28 protein-coding genes are annotated in these 21501 nt (G+C 41.3%); 14 read left to right on the top strand and 14 right to left on the bottom strand.

What is annotated here, in order from left to right; genetic code table 11:
• Positions 1–206, bottom strand: a 206-nt coding sequence (locus A7D14_RS19625) for a CrcB family protein (protein WP_176712377.1), incomplete at its 3' end; no start/stop codon positions are given.
• Positions 207–744: 538 nt separating this feature from the next.
• On the opposite strand from A7D14_RS19625, the gene A7D14_RS06850 reads away from it, so the two are divergent.
• Entirely contained in the window at positions 745–1131 is a 387-nt protein-coding gene (locus tag A7D14_RS06850; RefSeq protein ID WP_067031910.1) for a nucleoside triphosphate pyrophosphohydrolase family protein, read from the top strand.
• A gap of 27 nt (positions 1132–1158) precedes the next feature.
• On the opposite strand, the gene A7D14_RS06845 is transcribed toward A7D14_RS06850, so the two are convergent.
• Complete coding sequence (locus tag A7D14_RS06845) at positions 1159–2226, bottom strand: branched-chain amino acid aminotransferase (RefSeq protein ID WP_067031907.1); 1068 nt, start codon at positions 2224–2226, stop codon at positions 1159–1161.
• Between the two features lie 106 nt (positions 2227–2332).
• On the opposite strand from A7D14_RS06845, the gene A7D14_RS06840 reads away from it, so the two are divergent.
• The 10 genes from A7D14_RS06840 (at position 2333) to A7D14_RS06795 (ending at position 11824) form a co-directional block, all read left to right on the top strand.
• Entirely contained in the window at positions 2333–2803 is a 471-nt protein-coding gene (locus A7D14_RS06840) for a DUF4920 domain-containing protein (protein WP_067031904.1), read from the top strand.
• 2 nt (positions 2804–2805) lie between these two features.
• Complete coding sequence (gene mnmD / locus A7D14_RS06835; RefSeq protein ID WP_067031901.1) at positions 2806–3468, top strand: tRNA (5-methylaminomethyl-2-thiouridine)(34)-methyltransferase MnmD; 663 nt, start codon at positions 2806–2808, stop codon at positions 3466–3468.
• A gap of 137 nt (positions 3469–3605) precedes the next feature.
• On the top strand, positions 3606–4568 hold the full coding sequence (locus A7D14_RS06830) for a TIGR01777 family oxidoreductase (RefSeq protein ID WP_067031898.1): 963 nt from the start codon (positions 3606–3608) through the stop codon (positions 4566–4568).
• 132 nt (positions 4569–4700) lie between these two features.
• Entirely contained in the window at positions 4701–5276 is a 576-nt protein-coding gene (locus A7D14_RS06825; protein ID WP_067031895.1) for a nucleotide exchange factor GrpE, read from the top strand.
• A 7-nt stretch (positions 5277–5283) separates the two neighbouring features.
• Positions 5284–6402 carry a molecular chaperone DnaJ gene (gene dnaJ / locus A7D14_RS06820; protein WP_067031892.1) on the top strand — a complete coding sequence of 373 codons (1119 nt, stop codon included), beginning with the start codon at positions 5284–5286 and terminating at the stop codon, positions 6400–6402.
• 184 nt (positions 6403–6586) lie between these two features.
• The gene (locus A7D14_RS06815; protein WP_176712376.1) at positions 6587–7525 is read left to right on the top strand and encodes an ABC transporter ATP-binding protein; all 939 of its coding nucleotides are present in this window, start codon (positions 6587–6589) and stop codon (positions 7523–7525) included.
• On the top strand, positions 7515–8858 hold the full coding sequence (locus A7D14_RS06810) for an ABC transporter permease (protein ID WP_067031889.1): 1344 nt from the start codon (positions 7515–7517) through the stop codon (positions 8856–8858). Before A7D14_RS06815 ends, A7D14_RS06810 begins: the two co-directional genes overlap by 11 nt.
• 3 nt (positions 8859–8861) lie before the next feature.
• Positions 8862–9749 carry a mechanosensitive ion channel family protein gene (locus tag A7D14_RS06805; RefSeq protein ID WP_067031887.1) on the top strand — a complete coding sequence of 296 codons (888 nt, stop codon included), beginning with the start codon at positions 8862–8864 and terminating at the stop codon, positions 9747–9749.
• A gap of 114 nt (positions 9750–9863) precedes the next feature.
• Positions 9864–10649: a DUF6268 family outer membrane beta-barrel protein gene (locus A7D14_RS06800; RefSeq protein ID WP_255307403.1), complete on the top strand. Its 786-nt coding sequence runs from the start codon at positions 9864–9866 to the stop codon at positions 10647–10649.
• Positions 10650–10660: 11 nt separating this feature from the next.
• Positions 10661–11824, top strand: coding sequence for a sigma-54-dependent transcriptional regulator (locus A7D14_RS06795; RefSeq protein ID WP_067031881.1), 1164 nt, complete (start codon positions 10661–10663; stop codon positions 11822–11824).
• Here A7D14_RS06795 and A7D14_RS06790 read toward each other — a convergent pair whose 3' ends face one another.
• A complete protein-coding gene (locus A7D14_RS06790) occupies positions 11825–12541 on the bottom strand; it encodes a hypothetical protein (protein ID WP_141673261.1) in 717 nt (238 codons plus the stop codon). It lies immediately after the preceding gene.
• 180 nt (positions 12542–12721) lie between these two features.
• Between A7D14_RS06790 and A7D14_RS06780 the strand changes: the two genes are divergently transcribed.
• The gene (locus A7D14_RS06780; protein ID WP_067031922.1) at positions 12722–13606 is read left to right on the top strand and encodes a PPK2 family polyphosphate kinase; all 885 of its coding nucleotides are present in this window, start codon (positions 12722–12724) and stop codon (positions 13604–13606) included.
• A complete protein-coding gene (locus A7D14_RS06775; RefSeq protein WP_067031871.1) occupies positions 13603–15000 on the top strand; it encodes a M20/M25/M40 family metallo-hydrolase in 1398 nt (465 codons plus the stop codon). The genes A7D14_RS06780 and A7D14_RS06775 overlap by 4 nt, the downstream gene beginning before the upstream one ends.
• Positions 15001–15064: 64 nt before the next feature.
• Here A7D14_RS06775 and A7D14_RS06770 read toward each other — a convergent pair whose 3' ends face one another.
• The 11 genes from A7D14_RS06770 to A7D14_RS06720 form a co-directional block, all read right to left on the bottom strand.
• Positions 15065–15673, bottom strand: coding sequence for a PepSY domain-containing protein (locus A7D14_RS06770; RefSeq protein WP_067031868.1), 609 nt, complete (start codon positions 15671–15673; stop codon positions 15065–15067).
• A 76-nt stretch (positions 15674–15749) separates the two neighbouring features.
• The gene (locus tag A7D14_RS06765; RefSeq protein ID WP_218058512.1) at positions 15750–16229 is read right to left on the bottom strand and encodes a GNAT family N-acetyltransferase; all 480 of its coding nucleotides are present in this window, start codon (positions 16227–16229) and stop codon (positions 15750–15752) included.
• A 210-nt stretch (positions 16230–16439) separates the two neighbouring features.
• Positions 16440–16862 (bottom strand): VOC family protein, encoded by a 423-nt coding sequence (locus A7D14_RS06760; protein ID WP_067031866.1) that lies wholly within the window; start codon positions 16860–16862, stop codon positions 16440–16442.
• Between the two features lie 37 nt (positions 16863–16899).
• Positions 16900–17295 (bottom strand): ester cyclase, encoded by a 396-nt coding sequence (locus A7D14_RS06755; RefSeq protein WP_067031865.1) that lies wholly within the window; start codon positions 17293–17295, stop codon positions 16900–16902.
• Positions 17296–17315: 20 nt separating this feature from the next.
• Positions 17316–17792 carry a hypothetical protein gene (locus tag A7D14_RS06750; RefSeq protein ID WP_067031850.1) on the bottom strand — a complete coding sequence of 159 codons (477 nt, stop codon included), beginning with the start codon at positions 17790–17792 and terminating at the stop codon, positions 17316–17318.
• 78 nt (positions 17793–17870) lie between these two features.
• Positions 17871–18443 (bottom strand): DUF7010 family protein, encoded by a 573-nt coding sequence (locus A7D14_RS06745; RefSeq protein ID WP_067031848.1) that lies wholly within the window; start codon positions 18441–18443, stop codon positions 17871–17873.
• A 154-nt stretch (positions 18444–18597) separates the two neighbouring features.
• Entirely contained in the window at positions 18598–18900 is a 303-nt protein-coding gene (locus tag A7D14_RS06740; protein ID WP_067031844.1) for a type II toxin-antitoxin system RelE/ParE family toxin, read from the bottom strand.
• Entirely contained in the window at positions 18897–19139 is a 243-nt protein-coding gene (locus A7D14_RS06735; protein WP_067031841.1) for a type II toxin-antitoxin system ParD family antitoxin, read from the bottom strand. Before A7D14_RS06735 ends, A7D14_RS06740 begins: the two co-directional genes overlap by 4 nt.
• Positions 19140–19319: 180 nt before the next feature.
• The gene (locus tag A7D14_RS06730) at positions 19320–19871 is read right to left on the bottom strand and encodes a dihydrofolate reductase family protein (protein WP_067031838.1); all 552 of its coding nucleotides are present in this window, start codon (positions 19869–19871) and stop codon (positions 19320–19322) included.
• A 1-nt stretch (position 19872) separates the two neighbouring features.
• Positions 19873–20184, bottom strand: a complete 312-nt coding sequence (locus A7D14_RS06725; protein WP_067031835.1) for an RNA polymerase alpha subunit C-terminal domain-containing protein — start codon at positions 20182–20184, stop codon at positions 19873–19875.
• 28 nt (positions 20185–20212) lie between these two features.
• Positions 20213–20833, bottom strand: a complete 621-nt coding sequence (locus A7D14_RS06720; protein ID WP_067031832.1) for a dihydrofolate reductase family protein — start codon at positions 20831–20833, stop codon at positions 20213–20215.
• 349 nt (positions 20834–21182) lie between these two features.
• Here A7D14_RS06720 and A7D14_RS06715 point away from each other — a divergent pair.
• On the top strand, positions 21183–21501 hold a 319-nt coding region (locus tag A7D14_RS06715; protein WP_141673259.1), incomplete at its 3' end, for a transposase.

The following is a 21501-nucleotide window of genomic DNA, read 5'->3' as shown; positions in this document are numbered from 1 at the left end:
GCCAAAAACAGTGTACTATTATAGGATAGAAAATTGCCTCTAGCCGATAGTCCCAAAATGAGTCCTATAAGAAGACAACCAAGAATGTTTACTGAAAAAGTGCCAAAGAAAAAATTTGGGGACAATAGGTTAAGGGGTTTGGAAATCAAGTAACGAAGAACGCTACCCAATCCCCCACCTAAAAAAACAAGAAGAGCCTGTTTCATCCCCTAAAGGTACAAACTATACTGCTTCTTTGTATTCGGTTTCGGAAGTCTCGCGGGGGAAGAGTTTGGTGATCGATGTCTCCGAAATTCTCTGGATGGGTTTTCTAAACCTTTCGCCAGCTCCGTTGACGCTAAAAATCAACAACAGGGCATTAATAGCAAGCAAAATGAAAAGAAGGCTAAAGAATGTTGTCATTCGATGTGCTAAATTAATGTTAAACAAAAGTACGGTTTTTCCTATATTATACGAATCAAAGGCATATTATAGTTGTGAAAACTGTAATTTTTGTTGCGTATGCAATAGGGTTGTTAATTTTTAAGGAAGTACTTGATCAAAAACAAGAAAATTACAAAAGTCACAAAGGAAACCAGCACCCATATTACACCTTTATAGTTTTTTTTATGCAGTTTTTTGTCCTTTCTATATGAAAAAGAGATGATTGCAATAAAAACAATCAAAAAAAGTGCTGCGAAAATTAACTGTCCGGTGCTGAACATATTTTATATTTTTACGCAAAGCTAAATCAAAATACCTGTAATGGAAAGTAAAATAAAAGCGGTGGAACTGTTCCACAATTCCTTTGGTCTTGGAGTTTCAGAGGAGCCCAGGGCAGATTTGGGCGCTGAAAAGAACCAATTAAGGTTCAATTTGATGGACGAAGAGAACAAAGAGTACCTGGAAGCTGCCAATAATGGCGACTTAATTGAAGTGGCCGATGCCCTCGGGGATATGTTGTACATTCTCTGCGGAACCATCTTGGAACACGGCATGCAATGTAAAATTGAGGAAGTCTTTGAAGAAATCCAACGAAGCAATATGAGCAAATTGGGAGCCGATGGAAAACCTATTTATCGCCAGGATGGAAAAGTATTGAAGGGCCCCAACTATTTTAAACCGGATATTCAAACCATAATGGACAAATAAAAAAAGCACCTTTAGGTGCTTTTTTTATTAAACGATTTCGTGTCGCCATCCAAATTTGTCTTCCGCTCTATTGTATTGAATATCGGTGATGCGTTTTTTCAGTAAGGAAGCATAACTATCCGTCAATTCCGGTAGATCGTAATCAACCCCCTCATAACCAAAAGCAGATATGGGCGATACCACTGCGGCGGTACCCGCACCGAACATTTCTTTCAGCGAACCATTTTTGGCGGCTTCCACCACTTCTTTCACCGAAATTTTGCGAATCTCTGTCTTGATGCCCTCATCTTTGGCAATATCCAATATACTTTTTCGGGTAATACCATCAAGGATTCGGTCATTGGTGGGCGCGGTAAGCAAGGTGTCATTGATGCGGACAAAAACGTTCATGGCACCGGCCTCTTCTATAAACTCGTGGTTGTTGTCATCGGTCCAGATTACCTGTTGATATCCTTTTTCAGCGGCCAAACGGGTCGGATAAAATTGACCTGCGTAATTTCCACCGGTCTTGGCAAACCCGACACCACCGTTGGCGGCGCGCGAATATTGCTTTTCTATCAGCACCTTTACCTTTCCAGAGAAATAGGAGCCGGAAGGTGCACAGGCAATTATGAATTTATACTCATCCGCGGGCGAGGCATGAAAACCGTTGCCAGAAGCGAACATAAAAGGGCGTATATACAATGAACTTCCAGCGCTCTGTGGAATCCATTCGTTGTCCACTTGCAAAAGTGTAGTGAGCCCATCCATAAAATGGGATTCGGGCAGCTCTGGCATGGCCATTCTTTTGGCCGACTTGTTCAAGCGTTTAAAATTCTCCAAAGGTCGAAACAGCCAAACACTTCCATTTTCATCCTTGTAGGCCTTCATTCCTTCAAAAATGGATTGACCGTAATGGAAGATTTTTGAGGATGGATCCAGCGTAATGGGTTGGTAAGGAACCACCTTAGGAGCTTCCCACTGCCCATTTTTGTAATTACAGACGAGCATATGATCGGTGTAAATACTTCCAAAGGAAAGGTTGTCAAAATCTACATCTTTAATTTTGGATGTTTTTGCTTTCTCGATAGTTACGTTGTTCATCACTGCTTCCATATCAATTACTTTTGGAGGGTTAAAATTAGCTATTTATCCCTAGTTTTTGTTATTTCATGTTTGTAATTTCAATTCTGGGTTAAGAATTTCTAAAAAGCTGGTGAAAATGAGACCTTTTAACATATATCCTGCCATATTTTTATTGTTTTTGGCACAAATGGCAATAAGCCAAGAAACCGAAAATGGAAATTATTATGGAGAAGCGTTTAAGATTACGGATGCGATCCAGAGAAATATGCCCGTTTATGATCAATTGACGGTCACTGATACGGTCACAACCCAAATGACGGGTACAATCAAGGAAGTCTGCCAAGTAAAAGGGTGCTGGATGAAAGTAGCCTTGGATGCTGATAACGAAGTCTTTGTAAGGTTTAAGGACTATGGTTTTTTTGTGCCGAAGGATGCAGCGGACAAAACTGTTTACATGAATGGACTGGCCTTTTTGGAAGAAATGTCGGTTGAGGACCAAAAACATTATGCAAAGGACAGTGGCGCATCGGATGAAGAAATAGCACAGATCAACGAGCCGGCACGCATACTTCGTTTTGAGGCGGACGGGGTACTGATCAAAGATTGAGATTGAAACGAAGGATAATCACCACGGGCGATGGCTCCAAGACCATTCAAATAGAGGATTGGGACGAACAATATCATTCCAAACACGGGGCCGTTCAAGAAGCGTATCATGTTTTTATTGCGCATGGGCTTCGGCTGTTCAACAATACTAATGTTAACATACTGGAAATAGGCTTTGGCACCGGACTGAACGCCTTCATTACCTTTTTGGAAGCCAGAAAGCAACAGCTCAAAGTTGATTACGTTGGGGTGGAAGCCTTTCCGGTTTCCATGGATGAAGTGGGTGAGCTTGACTATTGTTCGCAGCTCAATGCAAATGAGTATCAACAGGTATTTGATGTAATGCACAAATCCAGGTGGGAAGAGAAAATTGCTATTTCCGAAGATTTTTCTTTGCACAAGCAAAAGAAGGACTTTCGGGACATAAATGAAGCCAATTTGTTCAATCTTATCTATTTTGATGCGTTTGGGGCACGCGTACAACCCGAGCTATGGACCGAAGAAGTTTTTGAAAAGATGTTCCGAGCCTTAAAAAAAGAGGGGGTATTGGTCACCTATGCGGCAAAAGGCAGTGTGCGCAGGGCATTACAGGCTGTCGGATTTACCGTGGAACGACTCCCAGGTCCCCCGGGCAAACGTGAGATGCTCAGGGGCATCAAAAAATGATGTTTTGCCAATGTTGTGTTAAGGACTTTGGCAGAAATACTCTTAAAATCACATAAACTTTAAACATTTGTGTTAAACCTAAATTAATGCCTCAAAAACAGTCACTTAAACTCGTAAATTTGCTTCAAAATGATTGTATGAAGGTGTTGATAACAGGGGCTACCGGCTTGGTTGGACAAGCCATTGTAAGAGTCTTGCATTCCCAAGGTATTTCGGTTAATTATTTGACTACACGGAAGGAAAAAATTTCCCATTCTGAAACATACCAAGGGTTTTATTGGAACCCCAATAAAGGAAAAATCGATTTGGAATGTTTCAAGAACGTGGGAGCCGTTATCAATTTGGCAGGCGCCAGTATTGCCAAGCGTTGGACCCCGATCCGAAAAAAGAAAATACTTTCCAGTAGGATCAATAGCCTTCGAACTTTGTACAGAGGTATGGAGCAGGTGGACATTTCACTGATGGATTCCTTTGTTTCAGCATCTGCCATTGGAATTTACCCTGATTCCCTTTCCAAGTTTTATGATGAACAGGAGACAGAGGTAGATGATAGTTTTGTAGGTGAGGTGGCCCAAAAATGGGAAGCTGAAGTCGATGCATTCAAAAAATTTGACATTAATGTCTCCAAAGTGCGCATTGGAATTGTATTGTCAGCAGAAGGTGGTGCTTTGCCACAAATGGCCGCGCCCATCAAGAATTTTGTGGGGGCTCCTTTGGGCAGTGGCGATCAATGGCAATCGTGGATTCACATTGAAGATTTGGCCCAAATGTTTGTGTTTATCCTTGAAAACAACCTTAAAGGTACATACAATGGTGTGGCCCCAAACCCTGTCACCAATGCCAAAATGACCAAGGAATTGGCCAGAGTTATGGAAAGGCCTTTATGGATGCCCAATGTGCCAAAGTTTGCCCTTAAATTGCTTTTGGGTGAAATGGCGTATTTGCTGTTCTCCAGCCAGCGGGTAAGCAGCAAAAAAATAGAAAAAGAGGGATTCGGTTTTCAGTACCCCAATATTTGTGTGGCCCTGCAAGAGCTGTATTCCGAAAAAAGTGGAAAAGAAACCGCAGCCCTGGAATCTACGAAAAAGGAGTTCGTTTAATTGCTGACAGTACCATACATTCGATATGAAATCCGCTAAGGCGGATTTTTTCATGTTTTGTGGTGACATTTTGACATTTTTGGACAATTGGCAGTACTTTTGCCACTTCAAAAAAGAATAAAATAAACGTATATGAGCAAGAAAAGCAAGGTTGAGGAAATGGAAGAGGCATCACAAGACGCCCAAACTGTTGAAAATCCTGAGCTGAACGAAGAACATATAGATGCAGAAAACGCAACCGATGAGAAAGAAGAAATAACTGTGGAAGACCAGTTGCGTGAAGATTTGGCCAAGGAAAAAGACAAGTTTTTACGACTTTTTGCCGAGTTCGAGAACTTTAAGCGAAGAACGTCCAAAGAGCGTATGGAGTTGTTCAAAACCGCTGGTCAAGAAGTAATAGTGTCATTGTTGCCCGTTCTTGATGATTTTGACCGAGCCTTAAAAGAACTGTCCAAATCGGAGGATAAGGAAATGTTCAAAGGTGTGGAGCTCATCAGCAATAAATTCAAGGAGACCCTTAAAGCCAAGGGACTGGAGCAGATAGAAGTTGGAGAAGGTGATACATTTGATGCCGAGGTCCATGAGGCCATTACCCAAATCCCCGCGCCCAACAAAAAAATGAAGGGTAAGATCATCGATGTTGTTGAAAAAGGATTCAAATTGGGAGAACGCATCATCAGGCATCCCAAGGTTGTTGTTGGAAACTAAATAGTGTATGAAAGAGGATTATTACGAAATATTAGGAGTTTCAAAAGGAGCATCCGCAGCCGAAATAAAAAAGGCCTACCGGAAAAAAGCCATTGAATTCCACCCCGATAAAAATCCAGGAGATGCCAAGGCGGAGGAAATGTTCAAGAAGTCTGCTGAGGCCTATGAAGTATTGAGCAACCCGGACAAACGTGCCAAATATGACCAATTTGGTCATGCTGCCTTTGATGGTAGTGGCGGTTTTGGCGGTGGCGGAATGAACATGGACGATATCTTCAGCCAGTTTGGGGATATCTTCGGAAGTGCTTTTGGTGGCGGATTCAGTGGTTTTGGTGGATTTGGCGGTGGAGGCCAACGCAGGGTGAAGGGAAGCAATCTTCGCATCCGTGTAAAGTTGACCTTGGATGAAGTGGCCAACGGTGTTGAGAAAAAGGTAAAGGTCCGCAGAAAGGTGCAAGCCGAAGGCGTAACCTACAAAACCTGTCCCACTTGTCACGGTAGTGGTCAGATCACCAAAATCACCAATACCATTTTGGGAAGAATGCAGACCGCTACTACCTGTACCACTTGTGGAGGAGCAGGTCAATCCATAGACAATAGACCTGCAGGCGCAGATGCCCAAGGACTTAAGGTTGAGGAAGAGACCGTTTCCATAAAAATTCCACCTGGAGTAGAGGATGGCATGCAGTTGAAGGTTTCCGGAAAAGGTAACGGAGCACCCGGCAACGGAATTCCCGGAGATTTGCTTGTGGCCATCGAAACCATTGAACACGATACCCTGAAAAGAGAAGGGGACAACCTGCACTACGATCTTTATGTAAGTATTTCCGAAGCAGTGCTGGGCTGTTCCAAAGAGATAGATGCCATTGGGGGAAAGGTCCGCATTAAATTGGAACCTGGAATCCAATCTGGAAAAATATTGCGATTACGGGGAAAAGGAATAACCAGCATCAACGGCTATGGTAGTGGGGACTTATTGGTACATGTTAATGTATGGACTCCAAAAGAGCTGAACAAGGAGCAGAAAGAATTTTTTGAGCGTATGCAAAACGATGAAAATTTCATCCCAAAGCCCGAAAAATCGGACAAATCCTTTTTTGAAAAGGTAAAAGATATGTTCTCATAACAATAAATTTTATTCTGTTTAAATAAAAAACGTATATTTGAGACTGATGTTGGGTGACCAATATCTAATTTTCTTTTTCATAGCAATTTTTTTCCCATCCTTGATTTTTTTTAAGGGTGGGTTTTTGTTTTTATGGGATAGGGGTCTTATCGACCAAATACATATCTTTGAAAAAATAGTTTACATGGATCATATCCTTGTTGCCAAAAATGTTTCCAAAACGTATGGAAACTATACCGCGCTGAGCAACATTTCACTCAATATTCCCAAAAATTGTATTTACGGCCTTTTGGGGCCCAATGGTGCCGGGAAAACCTCTTTTATTCGGATTATCAACCAAATTATCTATCAGGATTCAGGTGAAATTTTGTTTGATGGCGAACCTTTGGCACCAAAACACATATCCCTAATTGGGTATTTGCCGGAAGAACGCGGCCTGTACAAAAGTATGAAGGTGGGGGAACAGGCATTGTACTTGGCCAGACTTAAAGGCCTAAGCAAAACCGAAGCCAAAACCAGATTGAAATACTGGTTTGACCGTTTGGACATTGGCGATTGGTGGAACAAGAAAGTTCAGGAACTTTCCAAGGGCATGGCCCAAAAGGTGCAGTTTATTGTGACGGTGCTCCACCAACCCAAACTATTGATTTTTGACGAACCTTTTAGTGGTTTTGACCCCATAAATGCGAATCTCATCAAAGATGAGATCCTACAGTTAAAGGAACAGGGCACTTCCATTATATTTTCCACCCACCGGATGGAATCCGTGGAAGAACTTTGTGAATACATTGCGCTGATCCATAAATCGGAGAAAATATTGGACGGCAAGCTATCGGACATCAAAAAAGCATACAAAAACAATATTTTTAATGTTGGACTTCATGTGCAACACAATGAAGAGGCCTTGATGAAAACTTTAGAGGAAAAGTTCAACATTATGGCGCCAAAGTTTGATGGCACCGAACATCAATTGGATTTTAAGATTCAATTGCCCTCAGAGCAAACCGCTGGAATTTTGGCCGAATTATCCTCCATGGCCAATGTCAATCGCTTTGAGGAGACCATTCCTTCCGCCAATGATATTTTTATCCAAACCGTAAATAATAAGGACAATGGTAGGTAAACTCGGTTTGATCATAAAACGGGAGTATTTGGCCAAGGTGCGAAACCGCTCTTTCATTGTCATGACGATTTTGAGCCCGTTGCTGATTGTGGGAATGATCGTGCTTATCGCATATCTCACCAAAATAAACTCCAATGAGGTCAGGGTGGTCTCCGTGCTCAATGAAAGCAGTTTTTTCCAGAAAGAGTTTAAGCCAACCAAAGGCACTTCCTACGTGCACATGGACGGTCTCACTTTGGAAGAGGCCAAAGATTCCACAAATGCCCTTGGGTATGATGGGCTCTTGTACCTTCCCAATGAAAAGGATGTGGAGCAAGTGGCAAAATCAGCCTATTTATACACAAAGGACAATCCCAACACCAATGTGATTCAACAGTTGGAATCGGTTTTTCAAAAGCAATTACGCCAAGACCGATTGGAAAGACTTGGGGTTTCATCAGATCAATTCTCTAGAGTAGAGCAACCTTTTGACCTTCAATTGTCAACTTTTGATGGGGAAAGAAGTGTAAAGGGCATCAATGAGATCAAAGCGTTCATTGGGGGAGGGTTTGGCTATGCCATTATGATGTTCATCATCATTTATGGCGGTTTTGTGATGCGTAGTGTGATAGAGGAAAAGACCAGCAGGATTATAGAAGTGATCATTTCTTCGGTAAAGCCCTTTCAATTGATGCTGGGGAAAATCATAGGTACTTCTTTGGCTGGAATCACCCAATTTACCATTTGGCTCATCTCGGCCTCCGTTTTGCTGTTATTGGCCGTTACATTTTTGGGGATTGATTTGGGGGAGCTTTCGGGAAATTCGGCCATGACTTCCGGGGCAATGCCCGGCATGTCGCAATACGCCGCCATGGACAGTGATATGATCATGTACGCCAAGGAAATATTGGACATTCCGTGGGCACTTTTAATTATCTCTTTTTTCATTTATTTTGTATTGGGGTATTTGATCTATAGTTCCATTTATGCAGCCATTGGGGCAGCGGTGGACAATGAAACAGATACACAACAGTTCATTTTTCCCATAATATTACCATTGATGTTGGCCATATATGTAGGTTTCTTCTCGGTTTTTAGCAATCCCCATGGCCCCATTGCCGTTGGGTTTTCGTTATTTCCGTTAACTTCACCCATAGTAATGCTCATGCGGCTCCCCGGAGGAGTAGGGGAAGGAGGAGTACCTTTGTGGCAGTTATTGTCATCCATTGGATTGCTCATCTTGACTTTTTTGGGAATTGTGTCGCTGGCATCACGAATCTACAAGGTTGGAATTTTAATGTATGGCAAAAAGCCCAGCTATAAAGAATTGGTCAAATGGTTAAGATATAAATAGAAGATGCAGGAAGAAGCCAAAGAGATAAAGAAGATCATTGAAAGGGATATCTGGGGGTCTATAAAGGAATTTCTGGATCTAGGGTTCCACATTGGTACTGGGGAAAAATCCATTCATTTAACGGTTGGGTTATTGTTGCTTTTGACCTTTGCCCTTTTTGCGACCAACTTTATATTAAAATGGCTTCGGCATTTGCTGACCCGAAAAATGGAACGGGAAGACAAGCAGAAGTTTGTCAGTATTTTTAAGTTCATCAACTATGTAGTTTACTTGGTGGCCGTATTGGTAACACTCAGCGCGGCCGGGGTGGACATTACCTTGATGATAACGGCCTCTGCGGCCCTTTTTGTTGGTTTGGGACTGGCCTTACAAGAACTCTTCAAGGATATTTTGGGGGGCATCTTCATCATCGTGGACAAGTCCCTTCAAGTGGGCGATATTGTTGAGGTTGATGGCAAAGTGGGAAAGGTTTTTGAAATAAAACTGAGAACAACGAGGGCCATTACGAGAGATGATAAGGTATTGATCCTACCCAACCATAAGTTTATCAGCGACATTGTTTATAACTATACCCAAAACCACAAGACTACCCGTGAAAAAGTGAACGTTGGCGTAGCTTACGGGAGTGATGTGGAGTTGGTGACCCAGATTTTGCAGCAAGTAGCTGCAGAACAGAAGCAAGTGCTCAAAAATCCAAAGCCTTTTGTACTTTTTGATGATTTTGGGGATTCGGCCCTCATGTTTTCCATTCACTTTTTTACAAACGATAGTTTTAGCGATCCCAAGATAAAAAGTGAAATGCGCTATAAGATCAATACCAAATTCAAAGAAAATAACGTTACTATACCGTTCCCACAACGCGACGTACATATTTTTCAGCAAAAACCATAAGAAATAAAAACCTCAATATACCATACTGCAACCAGGGGACTGTTGGTTTTCCTTGCAGCACTTTACAGCCATATTGGATCAGGCCAAAGCACTGATATTTTCAGGATTGACTATATGAACATTCCAGAAAACGATTCAGGTATAAAAACACAGCGCTATAAACTGCTTTTCAACCTGCCCATACAATTAAATCAGAAAAAAGATTACCTCATTACGGGTATGGAATACAATAGGTTTGATATTGGGTACTCCCGTAATTTTCCTTTTGATAAAAGCGAATTGATTCGTTTTCATATCATTGATATGAATTTGGGACTGATTACCAAATGGAATGAAAATTGGAACTTGGTGACCATTCTTACACCCCGAATGGCCTCTAATTTTACCAGTGGAACCATTACCGATGATTTTTTTCTGAACGCCACGGCTGCATTTTGGAAAGAGAAACCCAACGCGGACAGACCTTATAGAATTGTACTGGGACTGACCTATAACAGCACCACCGGATTGCCCGTTCCATTGCCCTTGATCAACTATTACCGAAAGTTCCATCCCAAATGGGCTTATACTCTTGGAATACCCCGTTCCAGCTTTAATCATTACATCAACAAAAAGCACTCGTTTGAAATGGCACTGTTCTTGGATGGATATTTTATAAATATCCAGGACAATATTGTATTGCCCGATAATCAGATTGCATCCAAGATATCATTGACCGCTTTGGTGGCCACTGTGGGATACCAGTACAATCTATCCAAGAATATGGCTCTTTTTTTGATGGCCGGACGCTCCATTGAACAGGAAGGGAAGTTGAGGGATGATGATCAAGGCGATGTTTTTTTGTTGAATGACGAAGCAAATTTTTATATTAGGACTGGCTTCAAAATAGGAATCTTTTAAAATAATTGATTATGCCGAAAATATTGGTCATTGAGGATGAATCCGCCATTAGGCGGGTTTTGGTGAAAATTTTGGTGGAAGAGAGCGATACTTACGATGTTCAGGAAGCCGAAGATGGCCTAAGTGGTATCGAGGCCATTAAAAAAGATGATTTTGATTTGGTGCTCTGCGATATAAAAATGCCCAAAATGGACGGTGTTGAAGTCTTGGAGGCCGCCAAAAAGATAAAACCCGAAACTCCCTTTATCATGATCTCAGGCCATGGTGATTTGGACACCGCGGTAAACACCATGCGGTTGGGTGCCTTTGACTATATCTCCAAACCCCCGGATTTGAACCGCTTGTTGACCACGGTGCGCAATGCTTTGGACCGGAAGGAACTGGTTGTGGAAAACAAGATCTTGAAAAAGAAAGTCTCCAAAAATTACGAGATGATCGGGGACAGCAATGAGATAGGGACCATCAAAGAAATGATCGAAAAGGTGGCTCCCACCGATGCACGTGTCTTGATCACGGGATCCAACGGTACGGGAAAAGAATTGGTGGCCCATTGGCTGCATCAAAAAAGCAACCGTTCCTCAGCCCCTTTTATTGAAGTGAACTGTGCCGCAATTCCTTCGGAATTGATAGAGAGTGAACTCTTCGGGCATGTAAAGGGTGCGTTTACCTCTGCGGTAAAGGATAGGGCCGGAAAATTTGAAACGGCCAACAAAGGCACCATTTTTTTGGATGAGATAGGAGATATGAGCCTATCGGCCCAAGCCAAAGTCCTTAGGGCACTGCAAGAGAACAAGATTTCCCGGGTCGGGTCGGATAAGGACATTAAAGTTGATGTCCGGGTTTTGGCCGCCACCAATAAAGATTTAAAAAAGGAAATTGAAGAGGGCAAGTTTAGGGAAGATCTCTATCACCGATTGGCCGTGATCTTGATCAAAGTACCCGCATTAAATGAAAGGCGGGATGACATTCCACTGCTCATTGAACATTTTTCAACCAAAATAGCTTCCGAGCAGGGCATTGCACAAAAGAATTTTTCCAAAAAGGCCATAGAATTGCTCAAAGGATATGACTGGACCGGAAATGTCCGTGAACTTCGCAATGTGGTGGAACGATTGATCATTCTTGGTGGTAAGGAAGTCTCTGAGGAAGATGTAAAACTCTTTGCCAGTAAATAATTACTTCGCAGCACAGTCTTCCAATCGGTTAAGGGCTTCCTGGGTCAACGTCATTACACGTTGGTGGTACTGTTTTTTATGTTCCGTAAGCGCTGTGTTGAGCAACACCAATCTAGCTTCTTCATAGATATTGTTCACAAATCGATGGGCCTCTTCGCATTCCACTTCATTGACCACTTTGTCCAATGACGATTCAAAACCCAAAAGACAGTTGTGTACCTGTTCCCGTATGGCGGTGTTGGTAGGGGTTAAAAATATTCCGTCTTGATTATTTAGGGCTTCTTTGGTGTTCAGGACCAAAATATCATTGCCATAGGTACTGGAAACTTCCTGTTCAAATATTCGCAACACTTTTATTCCGATCAATGTGCTTTCCAAAGCCAAATGCAACGATTTTTTGGCGTCTTCAAGAGTTTCCGCCCGTGTTGCTTGCTTAAGTTCAGCTGTTGCACCTTCAAGGCTTTCAATGGTGCCTTCACAACCACAGTCCTCAAAGTTGGTCCGGGTCTTTTCAATGCCGTTCAATGCTTTGTACGCATGGTATTTGGACATCTTCAGGTCATTGGCCACAATGGCAGATTGTATCTTGCTTTTAATGTACTCCAAATTGGAACTGGCATATTCGCAGGCATTGCGAACCGTGAAGGAAGACATGAACCATAGGAAAATCATGCCTAATACAAAGATTACAAGTAGGATAACCTGTCTAATTTTCATAACGCTATTGATTTGGGACAGTGCGTCATTGATTTCCACTAAGTTAGGTCAGTGGGATGACCAAGTGCGAATAAAATCGATAAAAATACATTCTATGACCATGAGCGGTAAAAGTATCGATGAACTGCACTTTTTTAATTAGGGTTGAAGGAGTGGCCAAAAAGAATTATATTCATTCCTATGGAAAAAATCGACACAGATTCATATCAGGTTAAGAGCGATATAAAAATAGCCGAACGAAGCACGTATGAAGATTTTGGTGCATCAAACAAAGAGTTGAAAGAAGAATTGAAGGACATCCGAAAAAAGCTTGGTGAGTTTCAAGATACGCTGTATGCCCATGGAAAATATGGTGTCTTACTTTGTTTGCAGGGCATGGACACGGCTGGGAAGGACAGTCTCATTCGTGAGGTGTTCAAGGATTTTAATGTAAGAGGGGTTGTCGTCCACAGTTTCAAGGTGCCCACTTCCTTGGAATTAAAGCACGATTACTTGTGGCGACATTACATTGCCTTACCGGAACGCGGCAAGTTTTCGGTCTTTAACCGCACGCATTATGAGAATGTTCTGGTAACCAAGGTGCACCCGGAATACATCCTGAATGAAAACCTGCCCGGGATTGAGTCTGTTTCGGACATTGATGGGGCTTTTTGGGAAAAGCGGTATCAACAGATCAATGAATTTGAGGAGCACGTGGCCCAAAATGGCACCATCATCTTCAAGTTTTTCCTCCATCTTTCCAAAGAAGAACAACGCCAGCGTTTATTGCGAAGGATACGGTTAAAGCGGAAAAATTGGAAATTTTCCCCAGGCGATCTGGAAGAGCGAAAAATTTGGGATGCCTACCAAAAGTGCTATGAAGAAGCCCTGAACAAAACCTCAAAAGCGCATGCACCTTGGTACGTGATTCCTGCCGACAATAAAAAAGCAGCTAGGGTCATTGTGGCTTCCATTTTGCACGAAGCGTTAAAAAAGTACAAAGATATTGAGGAACCCGAGCTCGACGAGGAAATAAAGGCTAATTTAGAAATCTTTAAACAGGAACTGGAAAAAGAAACCAAATGAGAACAGTGTTGCTATTGGCCCTTTTGTTGGCGAACACCCCATTTTTTGCACAATCCAATGACGAAAAACAGATCAAGGCCATTTATGATATGGCGTTGACCGATGGAAAAGCCTATGATTGGCTCAACTATCTTTCCAATCAGATTGGGGGGCGACTTTCAGGGTCAGTGCAGGCCCAACAAGCAGTGGAATATACCAAGGAACAATTGGATTCTTTGGGATTGGACCGGGTATGGTTGCAACCAGTAATGGTACCCAAATGGGTTAGGGGCACCCCTGAGTTCGCCTATATAGAGACCAAACCCGGGCTTACCACCAATGTACCCATCTGCGCTTTGGGAGGTTCCGTTGGCACCCCTGATGGGGGTCTAAAAGCCAATATTGTTGAGGTACAGGGCATAGAGGATCTGGAAAAGTTGGGACGAAAAAAAATTGAAGGTAAAATTGTGTTTTACAACCGTCCCATGGAGCCAACATTGGTAAATACCTTTGCGGCGTATTCCAATTGTGTGGACCAACGCTATTCTGGAGCCGCCGAAGCGGCGAAATATGGAGCTTTGGGTGTGATCGTGAGGTCCATGAACCTACGTTTGGACGATTATCCCCATACCGGGTCCATGGGCTATGGCGATACGCCTGTGAAAAATAGAATTCCCGCGGCGGCCATCAGTACCAATGGAGCCGAATTATTAAGTACAACCTTGAAACTAAATCCGAACATCAAGTTTTATTTCAGGCAAAATTGTAAGCAGTTGGAAGATGTACAGTCCTATAATGTGATCGGAGAGATAACCGGAAGCACCTATCCCAATGAAGTGATGGTGGTTGGCGGCCATTTGGATTCGTGGGATTTGGGTGATGGTTCCCATGATGATGGTGCCGGCTGTGTTCAGAGTATGGATGTGCTACGTCTTTTAAAGGAAACGGGGTATAAGCCCAAGCGCACACTTCGTGTGGTATTGTTCATGAATGAGGAAAATGGCCTCAGAGGTGGAAATAAATATGCCGAAGTTGCCCAAGAAAAAGGGGAAAACCATGTGTTTGCCTTGGAAAGTGATTCCGGTGGTTTTACGCCCAGAGGTTTCTCCTTTGAATGTTCCGAGGAAAACTTTGAACAAGTACTAAGTTGGAAAGGGTTGTTTGAACCCTATTTGATCCATCTTTTTGAAAAAGGGTTCAGTGGAGCCGATATTGGCCCGATGAAAAATGAGAACATTGTTCTTGCGGGACTTGTTCCGGACTCCCAGCGTTATTTTGACCATCACCATGCTGAAAACGACACCTTTGAGCACGTAAACAAGCGCGAATTGGAACTGGGGGCGGCCACCATGGCCAGTTTGGTCTACCTTATTGATAAATACGGAACCATTCCCTCACAGAAAATAAAAGGGTAGAGGTAATGCGGGCCAATTCAGTTCTTTTACGTTGAAATTGTTTTTATTTATGCGTCCATGCCATTCAGAAAATGGCATTTACCGTACTTTTTTTGGATAGCACCTTGGGACTTCCTTTGCTGGTTTTTCGCATTCGTTTGGGGCCGTACCAAAGCCAAAATCCCGTAATGGTGAACATCAATAGGGAAATTCCCATTACTGAGGTGTATACCAGTTTTATCGCTCCGTTTGTGCCCCAATACCGATCAAGGATGGAACCATCGTGCACATTTTCCAGAAAGTCCGATTTTCTTTGCCCAATGGAAAGGACATTTCCCGTAGCACCGTCAAGCTGCACCTCGTAATACTGTTCCACAAACACAAACTTTACCATGCTCTTGTCCTTTCTAATGTCAATTCGGTCCAATTCCAAGGACAAATCTGGAGATACTGAAGTGTGTAGTGCATTGCAGGCAATGGTGTGGAGACTGTCTACGGACAACCAATCCACCAATTCCGTTGAGGTGCCTTCTTGGGACTTGGGGAGGATAATCCCGTTGGTGTTCTTTTTCCAGCCCAGCAATAGCCCGGTTACCGAAATAAAAAAGAAAAATATAAATAGTAATGCTCCTGTAGTTCTGTGAATCTTTCTAAAAATGCGCAACACTCTGGCCTGCTTCTTTCTTTCCCCCATGTTGATCTCAACTATCGATATAAAACAATCCTATAAAGATCGGCAAAATTACGGAGAAAGTGTAGAAGTAGAGTTATTAAAGGGAATGTTCATTGCGCAAAGAATATCGAATAAATTTTTCGTTGCCCACAAGTACAACTCCATTTTCTTGAAACCCAAGTTTCAGTAGGCCCTGTACCCGAGTTCGGGTTGGTGGGAACAAAACGGTAATGAACGGCAATCCCATTTGAACAAAGGCAAATTGAACGATTTTGTGGTAGAGTGTTTTGCCCATGCCCCAAAATTTTGGATGTAGTACCAAGGCCAGGTCAGCCATGTCATTTTCGGGTTGTACACCGCCCCAACCAGCAAATTTTCCGTCAATAACAAAGGCCCAAGGCCCAAACCCATGTTCTAGCCAAAGTTCTTCTTTGGCCACAATGAACCTGTCGCATGCAGTTTCATCAAAATCTCCTTTTAATAAGGGCATTTGTCTCCTTAACAAGGGATGGTTCATAAGGTGGATCAATTCAGATTTTTCAATCTCTGTCAATCGTTTAAATAGTATTTGTGACACAGCTGGAATTTATATGGCACATTGGTCGTAAAAGTGCGGTGATGTTATCGGAAAGAAGATTTATACGACTTAATTTTTCTTGACCATCTATTCTTGAAACACTGTACCAATTTGAACAGCGGGTAGAGAATCAGTGTAATTTGGAATGTCTTTGGCGATTTTGTCCGCAATTGGCCCAAAAGCCACTAGCTTGCACTACTACTTGAATTTCTATTTATAAAATTCTTGTTCATCCACTTTTATTGTGGTCAACTCAACGGTATGCCCATCTGGGTCTTTGGTGTAAATTGAATCAAAGTAATGATGATCTTGAATTCCAAAATCCAACTCCAGTTCTAAGAACCTTTTTTTGGCTTTTTCAAAATTCTCACGGGTTACATTAAAGGCAAAGTGGTCAATTTTTACATTTTTTGAATTCACATCAAGCTTAGAATCATGTAAATTTGCCGGAAACAGGGCAATTCCAGATTTTCCGGAAAGTAGAAAAATTGGAAACTCTCCCCATTCAGGAAGCTGATACTTTTCTAAACCTAAAACTTTTTGATACCATTCAGCTGAAGCATCCAAATCTTTCACTCGGATCGCCACGTGGTCCAAAAATGCTATTTCTATTTTATGCTCTTTATCCGTCATTTGTCAATTATGTTCATGATTTTATTGACCTTGAAATTCATTCCAATTGTTTCATTAAACCAAAAATATCGCCTAAAACCCACACGTCTTTTATTTTTTCATTTTCAAAGGTAAAAACAGCGGTTCCGTAATATTCAATTTTTCTATTGGTTGGTTTACATCCGAAGATTTCTCCTTTATGGGTTCCGCTGTATTTTAGTTTAGCGAACGATTGGTTTTTCTCGGTAATGATCAATTCAATCTCATTGTGAAAATCGGGAAAGGCAGATTTGATATAATCCATATATTCATTTAGCCCGTTATATCCCTTTTTTTCTTGTCCCAGGGAACCTCTGAAAGTTATTTCAGGAACCAATATTTCAGGAAAAATATCAGTTTTCCATTCATTCCACATTTCCAGATACCATTTTTCAATTAAATCTTGGTTATTCATTTTAATGGATTTTTAATTCATTAAATCTCTATTCCGAGTATGATTATCAAAGTCAATGTTCCAAAGCAAATCAATCCGCCTATTCCAGCTTTTATAATAGCTGAATTTGTTGTGTTTTTTTTCCGTTCAACGATTTTCTTTTTAAAAATGAACGCTAAAATTAAAGGCCAGACCAATAAAAATCCATATCCATAGAATGTTGTCGGATGATACAATTCCTCCATTGCGTTTCTAATGAGTCCAAAAAAGATATAATCCATTAGTACAGATAAGGGAAGGAAAATCAGAGCGGTCAGTAAGGCTCCATTTATCAATGCTGTTCCGGGGTAGGTTTTTAGGGCTAAAAAAGTCACATAGGCCCATAAAGCAACACCTAAGGTCATCATTAATGTTATTCCCAAAGTTGCACTATAGCTCCAAGGAAACCAAAGTAAAAGATTTGAAGCCCAATACGTGGCAAATCCAAGAATTATGATGTATGTAATCCATTTTCCCATTTCAGGGTCTGTTCAGGTTTTATTTTCCGACAAAATGAATGCCCATGGTTTCGTATATGAAGCGAAGCCAAATGGGAGCTATGATTGCACATCCATTTTTGTTGGGTCTTTTTTATCCAGTTTTCTGGCTTTTAAGATTATTAGTGTGATGATATAAATCAAAACGATTCCGAATGGAATAGCTACAAATCTGTATTCAGGTAAAATATACCATAAAGTCAGCACTAAAACAGTTCTGAACAATGTGTGAAAAATCCCGACCCAATGTTTTATGATCCAAGAGAATGGCAACCACATCAATCCGGTCAGAATTCCAACAGTCATTGGAAGGGAAGAGTGGTCAACAAGGAAAAAGGGTATCGCTATTGAGTAGACTAGAATGGCTTGTCCAACGGTAAAAAGGAAAAGTGTATCGAACTCATTTTTCGGTTTATCCTTGTCAAGGAAATTTTCACCCGTAAATTTTGAAAGGAACAAGCCTAAGTAGACTATGCTTCCAGTTCCAATAAAAATTGTCCATACCGCTACCAAATTCGAGAAAAAAATCCCAGTGAATCCAACAATGGTCCAAACAATCAGCCCAGCTAAAGGTGTCGCGAGAAATTTCCGATTGGAAAATTCAGTTCGTTGTTCTTCAAGTGTCATTTTCATTTGTTAAGTTGTTTAAATGAACCCCAACGGTCTCGCATGACCCCATTGGCAACGGATTTGCCTGCCTGACGCAAGCAAGATTTGGCATCGAGAACCGTAGCAAAGGGAACCAGCAAAGGCAAATTGCGGTTATGCATTGTTGTGTGCAGTTCTTTTATTTCAGCTGTTTTTTAATATCCATTCTCTGATGTAAAATTCTAACGATTTCCACAATGTCATTTTTGACTTTTCGGTAAAAAATCAGATGTGATTTGATGTTAGTCATTCGATAGTTTTTCCGAATTTGTTCTGCGGATTTTCCAGTCAAATAGTTGTCCACTATAAATTCAATCTCTCCAATTATTAAGTCATAATATCTATCGGCTTGTTCTTTTGACCATTTGTGGAAAGTATAAACCCAAATATCATTTAAATCATCAATCGCTTGTTTACTTATCCGATATTTGTTTTTGCTCATAAATGCTTGCGATGTAATTCAGATAGGTTTTGTTTCGCATCAAAATTTTCAACAAATCCGCTATTTTCTCCGACCTCGAGGGCTTTAATCAGTTCTCTTTCTTTTTTTTCTTCACGTTCTAACAATCGTAATGCGGAACGAATTACTTCGCTAGCTGAACCGTATCTTCCAGAATTTACTTCTTCTCTGATAAAATCCTCAAAATGATTTCCGAGTGATATTGATGTGTTTTTTCCCATTTTGACTATAATTTTACTCAAAAATACCAAATATTGGTAACGCAGCCAAATTGCACACAACGGCCAAGCAGCTATGGCAAGTGCGGGATTTCAAGGCACTTCACTATTTATTTACTTTCATTTCCAAACCCTAGACCGCATTACGTGTAGCCATTGTTGGCGGTTCGTTTTTTTTCTATATTATCCGTTTCTTGGTACATAATATAGAATTATAGCTCCACTATTAAAGGTTTTAGTCTTAACGAGATTAAAAATAGTTCTATCGTTTATGTTTTCAAATAATTGCAAACCGTTTCCTGCAACAACTGGATAAATACAAAGTTGGAACTCATCAATCAAACCAAAGTTTATCAGCTGTATAATTAAACTGCGACTACCAACAAAAATATTTTTACCTGATTGTTGCTTGAGTTCTATAACTTCATTTTTTAAGTCACTTTTTGCAATAGTTGCACTTTGCCAATCCACATTTTTCAACGTTTGAGAGAAAATAATTTTTGGAATTTTGTCAATAGCTATGGCAAAGTCGTTCATTGATTTTTTATCGGAAGGATTTTCTAAAAACGTTCGCCAAAATTCCATAAGTTGATATGTTGTTCTTCCGTATAGAATTGCGTCTCCCTGTCCCAATAATTCTGTATAGTGCCGGTGTATTTCTTCATCTGGAATTCCTGCTGTATGGTCGCAATTTCCATCAAGTGTCATATTGAGTGCGGCAATTACTTTTCTCACCTTATATTATTTTTTTGTATTCATTCTGTTTGAATGACAATCCTTTCTTTTCAAGGGCTTGTCTAAAAACAGGCAATGAAGCTTTTCCAATACCGTGTAGATTTAAAATTTCTTTCTCCCTATGTTCGGATAATTTCTGTACTGTATCTATTTCGTGATGGAGTAAAGCATTTCTTGCAGGGCTACTCAATAAGGCTAAAAATCCCTTGGCAGGTTCTTTCAGTTTCTCACAGGTCGGACAGGTTGGACAATTAGAGCTTTTGTAGAACGTGTGTCCAAATTCACAAGTCTTTTTTATTCTCTCAGTCACCATATTAGTAATCAATATTTGGGTACTGTTTTCATTTCTTCATCAATTTATATCTTAAGTGTGTAGTCAGGTCAGATGGTATTACTTCTGCAATTTGAATGTCATATTTGTCTTTGTCAATACCGTCAAACAATCGGATACCACTTCCTAAAAATACCGGGGCAATGTGAATGAAAAATTCGTCTATAAGACCTGCATTCAGAAATTGTTGAATGGTATTTGCTCCACCTTGTATTCTCACATCCTTTCCTTTTGCGGATTGTCTTGCTTTTTCAAGTGCACTTTCTATTCCGTCATTAATAAAGTAAAAAGTTGTCGAGCCTTCTTGAACCCAAGGTTCTCGCTTTTCGTGTGTCAAAACATAAACGTCTGCTTTATAGAGGTCATTTGGCCAACTTACTTCGCCTTCTTCAAACATTCTTTTTCCCATAATGAATGCACCCGTTCTTTCAATAGTCTCTCTAATAAATTTTCCGTCAGCTCCATCCTCCTTGCCTCCTTCCATTCCTAGGTATTCCCAAAATGCCTTTTGGTTAAACATCCAAGAATGAATTTGTCCTGAAACGCCACCCATAGGGTTTTTCGGGCTTCTATTGTTTCCTGCAAAAAACCCGTCAAGTGATATTCCACTGTCAAAGATTATTTTACTCATTTATATTTTTTTTATTGTTTTTAATTTTCGTCGTTTAAGTAAGTGATTTGTCGTTTTTTTCAATGACCGCCAACGGCCACGCGGCTATGGCGGGCAGCGTTGCGAGCTTGCCCGCAAGGGCTATGAGTAGTTGCGTGGGTTAGCACTTAACTTTGCAAGCCTGCCTGCCGGGGGGTAGGTACAACCAAACTCAAAATCCGCCAGGATTTTTCAGAAGCCCGTCCTGAGCGTAGTCTAAGGATAGGCGGGAACAAGCAATTACTTATAGCCATTGTGCCTGTTGCACAAGTTAGCGAAAAAAGTCGTTGATGATCATTGCCGATCGGGAAAGGGATCGTACCTTAAAGGGATGCAAGGCAAGAAGGACTATCAGGAAAAGCTGTTCGCCCGGTTCCAACTCAGCGAACGAGTGCCAAGGGACAATTTTTACAGGAAGTTGAAGGGTGTGTTGGACCTGGATTTCCTATATCCGCTCACCAAGGGGTATTATGGGCAAAGCGGGCAGAAGAGCATCGACCCGGTGGTCTTCTTCAAGCTTTGCCTTGTCGGCTATCTGGAGAACATCATCAGCGACCGCAAGCTCATGGAGCACTGTTCGATGCGGCTCGACATCCTGTTCTTCATAGGATATGATATCGACGAGGAGCTTCCCTGGCACAGTACGATAA

This window comes from Allomuricauda sp. CP2A, assembly GCF_001683915.1.
Lineage (GTDB): Bacteria > Bacteroidota > Bacteroidia > Flavobacteriales > Flavobacteriaceae > Flagellimonas.
The sequence above is the reverse complement of the archived record's forward strand: the minus strand, read 5'-3'. Positions and strand labels throughout refer to the sequence as shown.